Annotated in this window: 12 protein-coding genes and 5 pseudogenes; 11 read left to right on the top strand and 6 right to left on the bottom strand. The window is 68.7% G+C overall.

The genetic code is table 11. From position 1 onward, the window contains the following. Window positions 1-180: 180 nt before the first annotated feature. Window positions 181-747 (top strand): hypothetical protein, encoded by a 567-nt coding sequence (locus tag ACH47Z_RS39275; protein ID WP_399082795.1) that lies wholly within the window; start codon window positions 181-183, stop codon window positions 745-747. A 292-nt stretch (window positions 748-1039) separates the two neighbouring features. Here ACH47Z_RS39275 and ACH47Z_RS39270 read toward each other — a convergent pair. The 3 genes and pseudogenes from ACH47Z_RS39270 to ACH47Z_RS39260 all read right to left on the bottom strand — a co-directional run. Then, window positions 1040-1216: pseudogene (locus ACH47Z_RS39270) on the bottom strand (kinase); the annotation flags it as partial. A 329-nt stretch (window positions 1217-1545) separates the two neighbouring features. After that, a complete protein-coding gene (locus tag ACH47Z_RS39265) occupies window positions 1546-2847 on the bottom strand; it encodes an MFS transporter (protein WP_399082792.1) in 1302 nt (433 codons plus the stop codon). A gap of 364 nt (window positions 2848-3211) precedes the next feature. Then, window positions 3212-3958, bottom strand: a complete 747-nt coding sequence (locus ACH47Z_RS39260; RefSeq protein WP_399082789.1) for an SAM-dependent methyltransferase — start codon at window positions 3956-3958, stop codon at window positions 3212-3214. A gap of 215 nt (window positions 3959-4173) precedes the next feature. Between ACH47Z_RS39260 and ACH47Z_RS39255 the strand changes: the two are divergent. From ACH47Z_RS39255 to ACH47Z_RS39245, 3 genes and pseudogenes are all read left to right on the top strand, one after another. Then, a pseudogene (locus ACH47Z_RS39255) lies at window positions 4174-4476 on the top strand (LD-carboxypeptidase); the annotation flags it as partial. A 145-nt stretch (window positions 4477-4621) separates the two neighbouring features. Next, window positions 4622-5173 carry a hypothetical protein gene (locus ACH47Z_RS39250; protein ID WP_399082787.1) on the top strand — a complete coding sequence of 184 codons (552 nt, stop codon included), beginning with the start codon at window positions 4622-4624 and terminating at the stop codon, window positions 5171-5173. A gap of 177 nt (window positions 5174-5350) precedes the next feature. Continuing rightward, entirely contained in the window at window positions 5351-5719 is a 369-nt protein-coding gene (locus ACH47Z_RS39245; protein ID WP_399082784.1) for a VOC family protein, read from the top strand. On the opposite strand, the gene ACH47Z_RS39240 is transcribed toward ACH47Z_RS39245, so the two are convergent. Next, window positions 5713-6132 (bottom strand): hypothetical protein, encoded by a 420-nt coding sequence (locus ACH47Z_RS39240; RefSeq protein WP_399082781.1) that lies wholly within the window; start codon window positions 6130-6132, stop codon window positions 5713-5715. The genes ACH47Z_RS39245 and ACH47Z_RS39240 overlap by 7 nt on opposite strands. Here ACH47Z_RS39240 and ACH47Z_RS39235 point away from each other — a divergent pair. Together ACH47Z_RS39235 and ACH47Z_RS39230 are read left to right on the top strand one after the other, a co-directional pair. Beyond that, window positions 6053-6541 (top strand): annotated as a pseudogene (locus ACH47Z_RS39235) (transposase); the annotation flags it as partial. The gene ACH47Z_RS39240 and the pseudogene ACH47Z_RS39235 sit on opposite strands and share 80 nt — an antisense overlap. A gap of 42 nt (window positions 6542-6583) precedes the next feature. Beyond that, a pseudogene (locus ACH47Z_RS39230) lies at window positions 6584-6919 on the top strand (transposase); the annotation flags it as partial. An 81-nt stretch (window positions 6920-7000) separates the two neighbouring features. Here the strand turns inward: ACH47Z_RS39230 and ACH47Z_RS39225 are convergent. Together ACH47Z_RS39225 and ACH47Z_RS39220 are read right to left on the bottom strand one after the other, a co-directional pair. Further along, entirely contained in the window at window positions 7001-7747 is a 747-nt protein-coding gene (locus ACH47Z_RS39225; RefSeq protein WP_399082778.1) for a phosphotransferase family protein, read from the bottom strand. A 192-nt stretch (window positions 7748-7939) separates the two neighbouring features. Continuing rightward, window positions 7940-8280: pseudogene (locus ACH47Z_RS39220) on the bottom strand (MarR family winged helix-turn-helix transcriptional regulator); the annotation flags it as partial. Between ACH47Z_RS39220 and ACH47Z_RS39215 the strand changes: the two are divergent. The 5 genes from ACH47Z_RS39215 to ACH47Z_RS39195 all read left to right on the top strand — a co-directional run bounded on the left by ACH47Z_RS39215 (window position 8257) and on the right by ACH47Z_RS39195 (window position 13187). Further along, complete coding sequence (locus ACH47Z_RS39215) at window positions 8257-8448, top strand: hypothetical protein (RefSeq protein WP_399082775.1); 192 nt, start codon at window positions 8257-8259, stop codon at window positions 8446-8448. The pseudogene ACH47Z_RS39220 and the gene ACH47Z_RS39215 overlap by 24 nt on opposite strands. After that, the gene (locus tag ACH47Z_RS39210; protein ID WP_399082772.1) at window positions 8445-8696 is read left to right on the top strand and encodes a hypothetical protein; all 252 of its coding nucleotides are present in this window, start codon (window positions 8445-8447) and stop codon (window positions 8694-8696) included. Before ACH47Z_RS39215 ends, ACH47Z_RS39210 begins: the two co-directional genes overlap by 4 nt. Window positions 8697-9399: 703 nt before the next feature. Next, entirely contained in the window at window positions 9400-10611 is a 1212-nt protein-coding gene (locus ACH47Z_RS39205) for a sensor histidine kinase (RefSeq protein WP_399082769.1), read from the top strand. Continuing rightward, entirely contained in the window at window positions 10608-11306 is a 699-nt protein-coding gene (locus tag ACH47Z_RS39200) for a response regulator (RefSeq protein ID WP_399082766.1), read from the top strand. The genes ACH47Z_RS39205 and ACH47Z_RS39200 overlap by 4 nt, the downstream gene beginning before the upstream one ends. A gap of 273 nt (window positions 11307-11579) precedes the next feature. After that, on the top strand, window positions 11580-13187 hold the full coding sequence (locus ACH47Z_RS39195) for an alpha/beta hydrolase (protein WP_399082763.1): 1608 nt from the start codon (window positions 11580-11582) through the stop codon (window positions 13185-13187). Window positions 13188-13860: the final 673 nt, after the last annotated feature.

The following is a 13860-nucleotide window of genomic DNA, read 5'->3' as shown; positions in this document are numbered from 1 at the left end:
TTGGCAGCGTTGGGACCGCATCCAGGAGTGGCTGGTGGCTCACCACGGGTTGTTCACGGCTGCCCTGTTGGGATGACTGACTCAGAGGTCAAAGCACAAGCTAAGAAGATGTGTCTGATGCCGACGTGCCAACTTCGTTGGGGGCCGGCCCTTGTCAGTGGCCACCTGTTTACTTGACACATGACCGACAAGATGAGTCACAGCGATGTCCACCAAACCACGGCTCTCACGCCTGACACCGAAATGGTGGAGCCGTCGCGGTTCCGGATCCGCAACGTGAAGATCGATGGCCAGGGTGACGTGGTGAGAGTCCAAGGAGGCGGTTCGCACCAGCTCAGTTTCGATGTGCTGCATGATTGTTCAGGGTGCGGCAACGCCATCAACCAGGTGATCGTTGGGCTGGCGGGCCAGGATCGAGCCCAGGCGTCGGTATGGAACGGCAAGCAGCGCAGCGGGGGCGGCTTGAAGGTGGTCAATGCCGGCACGAGCGTCGAGGCGCTGGCGGAAGACAACCCAGGTCCAGCGGAGTGGGTAAATGTGTCGTGCGACCTCGTTGTTCCCGACGAACTCGGCGTCTACTCGGTGAGAGCACGCTACGCCCAGGCATATCAGGGACGCCTGATGACTGCCGAAGGACGTGCGATCCCACAGCCGGAGTACCAGGACGTGCTGGGTTGGTGGAAGGTCGACCGTCCGGACGGACCCGGCCCGGAATCGACCATAGGCACCATCATCGTCGAGGCGTAAAGCTGCTGGTTAGCCTGGGCCGCGTCGGTCCTGCCCGGCAGGAACGTGGGCACCACGGGTTTCATGGTCTTCAGCCCGCCTGCAGGGGCCAAGCTCTCACCAGTTCGCGAGCTCGGAGCTCGTCAGCAGACCGAGGTCCCTGCCGGTCGCTGGACACGCGACCACCCTACGACGCGCAACGCGCGTTCGGCCCCTCTCTCGCCGTGGCCGCGTAGCCGTTGGGCCGACACCGCGAACAGGCCAGCCCGCTCAACCGGCAGGCGAGCCGACCTCAGCGGACCCAGGCTCCGGCGCGGGCGGTCAGGTCGATCAGACCGATGTTCGCCGCCCCCGGTCGGTCGCGTTCGCGGAGCACGATGCGGCGGAGGTGGTCCTGGCCGACCAGGGCCAGGCCTCGCCCGAACCTCTCGCGCAGGTCGGCCGCGACGGACGACTTCCCCGAGGCGCTGTTGCCGCGCAGCACGACCAGCCGGGTTTCTCCGGTTCCACCATCACGGCGGTCACGCTACCGACGGCCGCTGACAGCGCCAGGGGCGTTCCGGGACGCCGTCGGCGGAGACGCCCGGACGGGTGACTTTTTTCCTCGCGTACGCGACTGGGGGACGACGAGCGGCTTCCCCAGCACGCCGAGGCACATCTGAACTGGGCATTCATCACCCTCATGACCCGGCACCTGACCCGCACCGGGCCCCGCACCGACAGCTGGACGAAGAAGACCAGGGCCGCCGCCTGATCACGGCGACGGGGAGCACCGACGTCACGTGTTTGTGAGCAGCGTCGAAACAGCCGTCATCGGGACTACACCCGTTTCGTCCCCGAACCCTGCGGCAGCGAGCCCTCCGCCGTGTCGTGGGGGGAATCGGTACTGTCCATCTGCCTCCAGGCCGGGAAGATCACCGGGCACAGCGTGGCGAGTAGATACACACCGCCAATCGTCAGCAGCGTGGAGGGCAGGCCGACCGAATCCACGAGGAAGCCCACGGCCAGTCCGCCCAGCGGAGTGACCAGTTGGACCGAGGCCGTTGTCGCGCTCAGCACGCGGCTGCGCAGGTCCTCCGGCACCGTCTCGTACGTCACGGTGGCCATGATGGGGTTGAGTACACCGAAGGCGAGACCCTCTACCGCCATGATCACGGCCAGCGGGGTGAAGGTGTCGGTGAAGGCGGCCACCACGAAGCGCGGCAGGCCCCCGATGAGAAAGGCGATCGTGAACACGGGCCACCGCCGAAAGCGGCTGCCCACCGCCCCGTAGACCAGCGCCCCCGTGAGAGCGCAGACCCCGAACGCCGCGTTCAGCAGACCGAGATCGACGGCACCATCAAGCTCCTCACGGGCATGCACGGGCAGGAGCACGGCGCTCCATCCCTGGTCGAGGCCCCTGGTGACCAGCGTCATCAGGCACAGGCCCAGCAGCAGCGGCGTGGCCGCCACGAAGCGATACCCTTCCGCGAGTTCACGACGGTAGGCACGCAGCGACGCCGGCTCCGCCCGCTGTTGGGCCTGTGCCTCAGGCAGGCCGCGCACCCCGAACGCGAACAGCGGCGCGGACACAGCAAAGGTCGCGGCATCCACCAACAGGACGTTCTCGGCTCCGAGTACGGCGATCAGCACACCTCCGAGAGTGGATCCAGTCAGCGCCGCACAGCGTGCCGCACCGTCGTACAATCCGGCAGCCCTGGTCAGCGGCATTCCGGCGCGTTCGGCGAGCGTGGGCAACAGCACGCCGCGAGCGGTTTCACCCGGCGCACGGAACAGCCCTGTCATCGCCATCAGCACACACAGCATCCAGAACTGCAGGATGCCGGCGAACTGCAGCAGCGGGATCGCCGCAACGGCGACCCCGCAGGCGAGATCCGAGGCGACACTCACCCGGCGTCGCCCCATCCAGTCGATGACCGGACCACCGACGAGCGCAGCGAGCACCACGGGCAGCAGCGTGCAGAACGCAACGATCCCGGCCTTGGCGGCGCTGCCCGTGCTCTGCAGCACGAACCACGGCACGCCCATGTACGTGAGGCAATTCCCAGTGGTCGAAATCAGGTTGGCGGCAAGAACCGTCGTCAGAGGACGGCGATCACCCGTCACGACGTCTTCGGGCACTACGGTGGTCTCCCATAAGGGGAAGCGCCCACCGCGAACGAAGCAGGTCAGCCGATGGGCGAAGCGAAGTGGTCAGCGTCTGGCGCGCATAGCGAGGCGCACCGCGATGCGGTGTTCACAAGCAGCGCCTCCAACACTTCGCCGGGATGACTACCCGGCACCTCCACGCATTGTCACCTCGGACACCGGCCCTCCGCAACGACGATCCGTTCGCAATGGGCGGGCTCGCACAGGGAATTGACCGAGTTGCACCGATGAAGACAGATCTGCTGGCCAACTGGATCTCGGAGCGACACCGGCCTCAACGTGGTGCCCTGCGGCTGGGCCCCGGCAGATTGTGCCGGGGCCCACTTGGCGTGTTGTGTCAGCGGTTCATCAGGACGAACACTCCCCACCCAAGGTATTCGCGCTGATATCTGGCGTGCTGAGCGGGAGCTCCAGTGAGTTCCGCGCGCATCTCGTCAGCCAGTTCGTCGTCGGGGTTGGCGTCGAGCCAGCAGCGGATGTTGAGCCACTGCGCGGCGGCGTACCGGTCCCAGCTGTCCTGGTCGGCGAGGACCATTTCCACGACGTCGCAGCCCAGGTCACCCCATTGCTCAAGCAGTTCCGGCAGCGGAAGAAGGTCGTCCTTGTGGCCAACATGGCAGCCGTTGACGGTCGCCTGATCCAGGGGCTCACGCCGCCAGTACGGTTCGCCGATCAGCATCATCCCTCCGGGGACCAGGCTGCGCCGAAGAAGATCGACGGTACCCGGCACGCCGGAGCCGATCCAGGTCGCCCCTACACATGCGGCGATGCCGACCAGATCATCGGCGACATGGCCCGACGCGTCCCCGTGCACGAAGTCGACCCGGTCGGCCACTCCCAGCTCGACGGCCCGCGCGCGGGCGGCGCTGATGAAGACAGTGCTGATATCCACCCCGGTACCGCTCACACCGTGGTCACGCGCCCAGGTGCTCAGCAACTCGCCCTTGCCACAGGCGAGGTCGAGTATGCGCGTGCCCGGCGCGGGACTGATGGCCTGGCCCAGTGTGGCCAGTTTCTCGCTCGTGAACGGGTTACAGAGGCGATGGCTGCTCTCACGGATGGTGAAACTACGTGGCAGATCCACTTCTGGGATTCCTTTGGTCCGAAGAGGTCAGAACGGCTCGGGAAGGCGGCCGACTGAAGTGAGCCGCGCTTGCCTGGACCGTCATAAGACGCACCTCTTCCGACGTGGCGAACGTGAAAACCGGCCGAAGATACGACCATCATGATCATCACGTCCAGCGACTTTCGAGTCCTCCCTTGAGCCTTTTCCAACCTAGGGAGGGAGCCGATCGGTAAATGTGTCGCGTGCTATTGCAGGCGTCGGGATACTGCCTCGGTCACTCTCGCCGCGCCAGATACGCACCCGATCTCGAGCGGGCCGTGGCCGAACTCGAGGGGATGGGATTCCGTGTGCGTCTCGCACCGCTCCTCGAGGCTGGGCGCCACCATTGGTGGAGCGCGGCGCGACCGGACGAGATCGCCGAGGAGTTCAACGGTCTGCTGCGTGACCCCGAGGTGCGCGCGATCGTCGCGCACGACGGTGGCCAGACAGTGTTCGGATATCTCGACCTGATCGACTTCGACGCGATCAGGGCCGATCCCAAACCGATCCTCGGCCACAGCGACATCTCACTGCTGCATCTGGTGCTCTACGCGCGCGGGTCTGGTCGGATTCCATACCGACCTGGCCACGCCCGGTCTCGGCGGGCACTGGCAGAAAGCGTCCGCGGCCCGCCGGAAGGAGTTGGGAAAGCTGTACGCGACGCTGCTGACCGGCACGGAGCCGATCGGCGCGCTGCCCGCCGGCCCGTCGTGGGAATGCTGGCGTGCCGGGCGTGTCGAAGGTCCCCTGATCGGCGGGGTCATCGACCGCATTGTGCTCGCGCAGGCGACGCCTTTCGCTCTGCCGCTCGAACGGTTCGACGGTGCGGTGCTGTTCTGGGAGGAGCTGGGCGGCCAGGCGTCGTACGTGTGGAGCTACCTGCAGATATTGCGGCACAGCGGCATCCTCGGTCGGATCGCCGGCTTGGTCGTGGGCGTTCCGGAGGCGATCGACGGGCTCGACTCACCAGACGGCTCCCCGACCCTGGCCGAGATCGTCCTCGACGTCCTCGGCGACCGTGACATTCCGGTCCTGGGCAACATCGAGGTCGGACATGCGGGCCCGAATCTGCCGATGCCGGTCGGCATCCGCGTCGCCCTCGACGCGGAGGAGAGAACGTTGTCGCTGCTCGAACCGGCAGTACGTGCCGCTCGTGGCGACGGGACCGGTCGGTTGAGCAACGCGGATCAGTGAGGCCGCGCCATCTTGAAGTGGTTGGTCAGCAGGGTTGGTGTGACCCGATTCGGGCTGTTCGTGCTGGTCGTGGGCGGCAGTCTGGGGTGTAGATCGTCCGGCAGGGCGGTTTGGCCGATGAGTTCACCGTCCTCGAACGGTCTACCCAGCGACACGACCGTTCTCGACAGGAGTGCCATGTCCACCATCCAGCCAGTGATCATCACTGCCGACCATGACGTCCTGCTCGGCTTCTATACGAAATTGTTCGGCGCCGAGGAGATCTTCCGGGTACCGGCGGAAGGCCCGGCCTTCTACGTCGGCTTGCGCATCGGCGACACCGACCTCGGGCTGGTGGCCAAGACGAACCCGGAGACCGGGGCGGCACCGCGGATCCTGCTCAGCATCGGTGTCGACGACGTCGACGAGACGCTCGGCCGGGTGACGGCGCTGGGCGGCTCGGTCCGCGGCGGCCCCAACGACATGCCGTGGGGACAGCGCGTCGCCCACATCCAGGACCCCGACGGCAACCCTGTGAACCTCACCCAGCCGATCCCGGCTCAGTGACGCTGTTCCGGGTGCTTGTGCTGGTCGTGGGCTGCCTGCGGTATAGAGCAATTGCCTGTAGTGGCCTCGATGTTCGTCAGTACGAGCAGCGCGCGGAGCAGGTGGGTGGCACGAGCAGGGTCGGTGCGGCGCTTGGTGAGGATCCGCCAGTTATTCAGGTGGGCGAAGCCGCGTTCGACAACACGCCGGATCTCCTGCGTGAGGGGTACGACTACTACAGGACTCCCCGTGGTCAGCATCCCCATTCGAAGGGCCGTTTCCTGCTGACCAGCATGGACAAGATGTACGCCTTCTCGGCCTTTTATCAGATTCCGGAACTGCTGACCCAGCCCGGACGCCGCCTGCACCGGCGCGGACGAGCTTGCCGAAGCCGCAGCGGAGGCTTTCGAGGCACACCCGGATGCCGAAATCATCACCAGCTTTCCGGGACTTGGCTCCCTCACCGGCGCACGTGTGCTCGCCGAGATCGGAGACGACCGGTCTCGCTTCGCCGATGCCAGGGCCCTCACGTCCTACGCCGGAGCCGCACCAGTGACCCGAGCATCAGGCAAGAGCGTTTCTGTCAAGGCTCGCCGGGTCAAGAACCAGCGTCTCGCTGCTGCCGGCTACGTCTGGGCGCTCGCTTCCCTGACGGCCTCAAAGGGCGCCAGAGCCCACTACGACCGCAGACGCGCCAACGGCGACCGGCACATCGCAGCCCTGCGTCATCTCTTCAATCGCGTGATCGGGTGCCTGCACCACTGCCTCGATAAGCGTGTGCCCTACGACGAAACCATCGCCTTCCCCACCCGTCCCGAGCCCGTCCTCGCTGCCGCAGCTTGACCGCTTAACCCCATCGGATGTCTGATCGTCGAGGCACACGGCATCCCGCTGATCCAGGCCGTCCCGCCGATCCGCTGCAAGCGCGGCCAGCCACTGCGCCGCCCCAAGCACCTCTACGCCGACCGCGGCTACGACCACGAGGACCACCGGGAGAAGGTCCGCCGGTTCCAGATCACCCCGCACCTCGCCCGGCGCCGCACCGGACACGGCTCCGGCCTGGGCGTCTACCGCTGGGTCGTGGAAGGAGCGATCGCGCTGCTGCACTGCTTCCGCCGCCTGCGCATCCGCTGGGAGATCCGCGACGACATTCACCACGCGTTCCTCAGCCTCGGCTGCGCCGTCGTCTGCTGGCGACGACTGCGCACCGCACTTTGCTGAGCGTAAGGGCAGGCGATGCGCCCCAGATGATGGCCGGCTCGATGCGTCAGAACGCATACGTGGCAGTCGGCCCGCGCGGCCTCACATCCGGGATCTCAGCACGTCGACCTCACAGCCCGGCGCGAAGGGGTCGAAGCCGTGCTCGGTCAGCCAGCGAACTATCAGCAGGCTTCGCAACGACCACCACGCATGGATCACGTCGAGGTCGATGTCGGTGCCATAGCCGGCGATGACGTCGTCGAGGTGCTCCTCGTGTCCGAGCGTGAAGGTGGCGAGGTCGTACAGGGCATCACCCTGGCCCGCCTCGGACCAGTCGATGATGCCAGTGACCTCGTCGCCGTCGACGAAGACATGCGCGATCTGCAGGTCGCCGTGCGTGAACGCCGGAGTCCACGGCCGGAGCGCGGCCTCGGCGACCTGGCGGTTGTGGGTGACCAGATCGGCGGGCAGGACGCCGTTCGTCACGAGCAACTCGCACTCGTCGTCGAGTTCCGCCGCCAGCGCGACGATGCTCCGCCCGGCCCGACCCGGCCGGGGCGGCAGGGGGGCGTCATGCAGCTTCCGGATGGCAGCGCCCGCCGCGGCCCACGCCGCCGGCGACCCGGTCGACGGCCCGCCGAGGCGCCCAAGCGTCGTCCCCGGGAGTGCGGCGATCGCGAGCACGGGCGGCTTGCACCACAGGACCTCCGGGGTCGGGACCGGCGCGAGGGACATCGCCTCGACCTCGACGTCGATGCGCGCCTGATCGGCGTCCACCTTCAGGAACACGTCGCCGACGCGCAGAGTCGCGCGCTCGGAATGGGCGACGACGACTTTGACCTCGTCCATGGGCGACCAGTATCCCGGGGATGTTCGCCGACGTCGCCGGGTTTATCGCGTGCGATGACGCGGCTGCCCGCGTCCCGCTACCCAGCGGCCTCGTGCACGACGCCGACCTCTGACCAGGTCAAGCCCACCACTTTTGTCAGGAGTCCTGAAGTCGCTGGGGTACGACTTTCTCTCCATGCCCCGTATCTCGAAGGCTGCCGCGATGCGGTCGAGATCGGCCAGGAGCGCTGTCATGCGCTGGGGCGGGATCGCTTCGACCATGCGCTGTTCGATTGCGTGGACGGCGGCTTGGACCGCGGCCAGGCGTGTGTGGCCCGCTTCGGTGAGATGGGCGGGCCGCGCGCGGCCGTGGTCGGCGGTGGCTGGGCGGCTGATCAGTCCTGCCTCCTGCAGGCCCCGCAGGACGATGTTTCCGCACTGCCGGGTGACAAAGGTCGCGCGGGCGAGGTCGGCGTTGGTCATGCCGGGGTGTAGGGCCAGGAGTTCGAGAGTGGCGTACTGAGGCGCCCGTGCTCGCGCAGGACCTTGTCCATGGCACCGCGCAGGGCAGCCTGGGCGCGTTTGAGGAGGTATCCCACGACCAGCTCACCACCGCCGGGATCAAGATCCTCACTCCGATGGCGGACAGCCCCTTCGGGCCGATGTTCTCCTTCGAGGGCCCCGAGGGCTGCACGCTCACCGCACACGGAGGCTGGTCGTGACCGCCGTCGCCGTCATCCCCGCCGGGCCCTTGCCGCTCGCCTCCGGCATCCGGTTCCCGGAGGGCTTCACCCCCGCGAACCACGCGCGCGCGGCGGAGGGAATCCTCCGTCTGGCCTTTGCCACCACCGACGCGACATCCGTGGGAGCGGTCGCCGTCCGGCCGAAGGCGGGGGCGGACGGCGGCACGGTCACGGTGCGGGCCGAACTCGCCGTCGATGGCCCGCTCCGGCCCCTGGGGATGCGGTGACCGCCGGGGCTGCGGCCGGCGTTGCGGCGTGGGTCCACCTCGCGCCCGACCTCTCCTTCGACGTCGCTGCCACCGGATCCCCGGCCCTTGCCCCCGCCCCCGCGGCGGCAGGGCACACAGCGGACCACCCGGGCTGCGGATGCGATGGGGCGATGACGGCCGACGCGGCGGCTTCGTAGGGCGCGTCGAAGCACACCGGGGGCCGATGCAGCCCTCGACGGCCAGCTCGACGCATCCTGCCTGCGCGCCCTGCCAGGCATCGGTGACTGACGGTAATCAGACGACACGGCCTCCCCAGCAGGGCCCGCTGCCGGGGCCTGCGCTTTCGATGCCGGAAGGCTACGGGCCGCACCTCCTGCGCGTCGTCACCGACGGGTGGGCACTTGCCGTCTTCGCGGGTCCCCCAAGCGAGCTACCCGGCTGTCCTCTCCGGGGGGACCCAGTCCCCGCCACAGGACGCTAGGCTCACGGTGCAAGACTGTGGGGCCCGCGGGCGCCGTGTGGTGTTCGATACCGAACAGGCCGCAGCGAACAGGCCGCAGCGAACGGGCGGGCAGCGGACCACGGCCCGGTTCTCATGCCGCTCAGCGCCGGACGTACGGGATCGTGGATGATGATGGAAGACCAAGCAGCGCGTGAACCATCGGGCTCGGCATCCCCCGCGCCAACGGCGCGTGCGCAGGACAGGGGCCTCTTCGCACGCGTGAACCCGGTGGCCTCCGCCGCCGCCCGGCTCCGCGTGCTGTCGCGGTGGTGGGGATCCCGCCCTGCCGCCACCAGGGACGGCGGAGTCGCGCTTGGCTTCACGGTGCTGTCGTTCGCGGCGCCGCTGTCGCGGATCGGGGCGCAGTTCGGCGGCCTTCCCACCCACGGCGCCTCGGTCGCGAGTGTGCTGCTGACCCTGGGGCAGACCCTGCCGCTCGCGGTGCGCACCCGGTGGCCGGCCGCCTGCCTCGCGGTGGCGGGGGCCTCGTTCGCGGTGCACGAGTGCCTGGGCTACCCGCCGACCTTCGGCAGCCTGGGGCTGTATGTCGCGTTGTACTCCGTGGGTGCCCACCAGGACCGCTTCCGGCGGGTCGTACCGCTCGCGGCGACGGGCGGGTACGCGGTCTTCGGTGTCGTGCTGCACGTGCTGGGCTCGCCTGACGGCCTGACCGACTACCTGCTCTATTACATGGTCCTGGCGGTGGTGTGGGGGCTGGGCGTTCAGGTCCGCGGGCGGCGGGCGCAGGAGGCCGAGCGTCGGCGTCTGTCCGTGCAGGTGGCCATCGCGGCGGAACGCAGCCGCCTGGCCCGCGAGCTGCACGACGTGGTGACCCACCACGTGACCGCGATGGTGGTGCAGGCAGGTGCGGCGCAGTACCTCACCGAGTCGCCGGACCGCCTCCACGAGGCCTTCGACGCCATCAACGGCACCGGCCGCCGCGCGCTGGCCGAACTCCGGTTCCTGCTCGGCGTGCTGGAGGCGACCGGTGATTCGACGCCCCGGGAGCGGACGCCGCTGCCGGGCCGAGTGCCTGATCTGGTGGAGCAGACACGAGCGGGCGGCCAGCCGATCGAGCTGGTCGAGGACGGAGAGCAGCCGGCCATGGCCATAGGTGCCCAGCTCACGGCGTATCGCGTCGTGCAGGAATCCCTGACGAACGCCGTGAAGTACGCCCCGGGCCGGCGGACGCTGGTACGGCTCGCGCACACCCCCGACTGGACGGACGTCGAGGTCACCACTGCGGGGACGGCCGGCTGCGCTCCCGCCTCCGCCGCCCTGCCGGGCGGCGGCCCGCATGTCTCGGGAGGCCGGGGCCTGACCGGGCTGCGGGAACGGGTGGAGATGCTGGGGGGCGAGTTCGCGGCGGGGCCCTGCCCGGAAGGCGGATTCCGCGTGCACGCACGCATCCCCTCGGGAGGTGCCGCATGAGTGTTCCGCCCCCTGCGATCAGGGTGCTGGTCTGCGAAGACCAGGCCCTCGTGCGTGCCGGCTTCGTCACGATCCTCTCCGCCCAGCCCGACATGGAGGTCGTGGGCGAGGCCGTCGACGGCCGAGCGGCGATCCGCAGCGCGCAGGAGCTGAAGCCGGACGTCGTCGTCATGGACATCCGCATGCCCCTGCTCGACGGAATCGAGGCCACCCGCCGCCTGGCGGGCCCCGACTCCGCCAGCCCCGCCAGGATCCTCGTCGTGACGACCTTCAACGTCGACGAGTACGTGTACGAGGCCCTGCGCGCCGGCGCCAGCGGTTTCCTGCTGAAGGACGCCCCACCGCCCGAACTGATCAACGCGGTACGCGTCGTCGCCCGCGGCGAGTCCCTCCTGGCGCCCGCCGTCACCCGCACCCTGATCGGCCGCTTCGCCGAACGCGTACGCCCCTCCGCCGCCCCAGCGTCCCCCGAGCGCGAGCGCCTCAAGGTCCTCACCGCCCGCGAGCACGAGGTCCTCCTCCTCATCAGCGAGGGCCTGTCAAACGCCGAAATCGCCTCCGAGCTGGTCATCAGCCACGAGACCGTGAAGACCTACGTCTCCCGCATCCTCACCAAACTGGACCTCCGCGACCGCGTCCAGGCAGTGGTCCTGGCCTATCGGGCGGGGCTGGCGGGCGGCGGCGACCGAGCCTGACGGCCCTGTGATGCCGGCCTGGGCAGGCAAGCGCGGTCACGGCCGCGCTCCCTTCCCGACGGCAGCAACGGCTCGCTCCGCGCCCACAGCTCATCCGATACACCCCACGGCGGCCGCTCCGTTCCAAGGGTCGGCCCGGCATCCCCCGAGCGAGCTACCTGATTTGTCCTCTCTACGGTGACGCCCGCCACCGGTGGTCTCTTGTTGACTCGAATGGTCAACACAACGGCCGGAACAGGCAGGCCGACCAGCCGAGCAGCTAAGGACAACGCCATGACCGCGACGCGCAGCTCCACGAAGTACGGTTATCCGAGAGGCCGCCGACTCGCCACGGCTCTGCTGGTTCCCACGCTGGCAGGGACCGCACTGGTCGCGTGCGGCGCCGAAGCCCAGGGCACGCAAACGACCAAGGTCGCCGGTCGGAGCGCCGGCGAGACCACGCGAGACGCCAAGATCACCTGGGGCACATGCCCGGCACTGGCCGACGGACAGACCCGTGACCCCCACCTGGCCTGCGGGACGTTGGAAGTCCCCCTGGACTACCAGAACCCGGGCGGCACGAAGATCGACGTGGCGGTCTCCAGGCTGTCCACCGCCAAGCCCGGGAAGCGACGTGGCGTCCTGCTGCTGAACCCCGGCGGGCCGGCCCTGGGCGGTCTCGACATGCCTGAGACCATGGCGTCCACACTGCCGAAGTCCGTGCTGAACCGCTACGACCTGATCGGCTTCGACCCGCGCGGCGTCGAACACAGCACCCCACAGAGCTGCGGTCTGAAGGACCCCACCGTGACCGGGCTCTTCCCCTATCCCGCCGCGGACGGCTCGATCACCAAGAACGTGGCCATCGCCGAGGCCGACGCCAAGCAGTGCGCCGACACCGTGGGCAAGAACCTGCGGTACTACAACACCGCCAACACCGCCCGCGACATGGACCGCATCCGCCAGGCGCTCGGTGAGAAGAAGATCTCCTACTGGGGCCAGTCCTACGGCACCTACCTCGGCGCCGTCTACCGGTCCCTCTTCCAGAACCACACCGACCGCATGATCCTGGAAGGCAACGTCGACCCCACCAAGGTATGGGCCGACCAGGTCGCGGACACCTGGGGCAAGGGCATGGCCGACCGGTTCCCCGACGCCGCCCGCGTCGCCGCGGCGCAGAACAGCACCCTCAAGCTGGGCAAGAACGTCGCGCAGGTGACCCACACCTACCTCACCCTCGCCGACCGACTCGACCGTACGCCCGCAGCTATTCCCGGCGCCTCGGTCTCACTGGACGGGGCGCTGCTGCGGAACATGACCTACGCCCTGCTTCTGCACAACAACACGCTTCCCGTACTCGCCAAGTTCTGGAAGGCCGCCGACGACCTGTCCCACGGCAGCACCACGGCGGCCGACGCCGCGGTTCTCAAGGAGGTGTTCGCCGACACACCGTCGTCCCCGGGCATCCCCGCGGACAACCAGGCCACCATGTTCATGGCTCTCACCTGCGGTGACGCCGAATGGCCGCACGACGTCGACGGCTACGCCACCCGCACCACCGCCGACCGCGAGAAGTGGCCGCTCACCGCCGGCATGCCCGCCAACATCTGGGCATGCGCCTTCTGGAACAAGCCGGCCGAGGCGACTGTCAAGGTCGTGCCCGGCGGCCCGCGCAACACCCTGATCCTGCAGAACCGCCGGGACAACGCCACCCCGTGGGAAGGCGGCGTCGGGCTGCACAAGGCCCTCGGCGACGGCTCCGCCTTCGTCGGCGTCGACAACGGCGGGCACTACACCTACAACGAAGGCTCCACCTGCGCCGACAAGACCACCGTCGGCTTCCTGACCACCGGCCGCCTACCGGGCAAGGACGTCTACTGCACCGACGTCACCCGGAAGTAAGGCGCCGGAACCCGGTGTTCCCATCCTCCAGACCGTCCGTGCCCGTGCCCTCCACCCGCGCAGTATCCGCTGATCGGGCCATTGGCCGTCCTGCCGAGCTCGCCGGAAGGAACCGGGCCCAACAGGTGCTGGACCAGGCCATGTCGGCCCGGTCCAGCACCACATCCGATCTCAGTGCGCCCGCGGCATCCGCGTCCTCTTCGCGGTCGGGCACCCCGTCACCGAACCGGTGCGCCGAGCGATCCGGTTCAAAGACTCCTACGGGGGGCTGCGAGCGCCTGGTCACAGTACCGTTCGAGTTCCTCGGTCCCGCCCTGGCCGCCGCGTTCGAGCCAGCTGGTCGTGGCGGTGTCGAGGCCGGCCAGCGCGGAGCGCCTCCACCGGCACGGAACGGGCTACCGGCCCGGCCCACAGGCCGAGGCACTGCGGCAGATCGTCGTGCAGAACTACTACCGCGACACGGCAGGCCGCCTGCGCTGGCGCACCGCTGATGACGGCGGACTGCCGCCCTCCTCCTCGGCGATCGTCTCTCCCTACGACACCACGGCGCGCCATGTCCGTTACGGGCACATCATCCGTTGGAAGGGGTTCGCGGCCCATCTCACCGAGACGTGTGCCTCCGGCAGCGTCAACGTGATCACGGATGTGGCCACCACCTCGGCAGCCATCCAAT

It is taken from the genome of Streptomyces sp. NPDC020192 (assembly GCF_044388685.1).
In the GTDB taxonomy this organism is placed as follows: Bacteria; Actinomycetota; Actinomycetes; order Streptomycetales; family Streptomycetaceae; genus Streptomyces.
The sequence above is the reverse complement of the archived record's forward strand: the minus strand, read 5'-3'. Positions and strand labels throughout refer to the sequence as shown.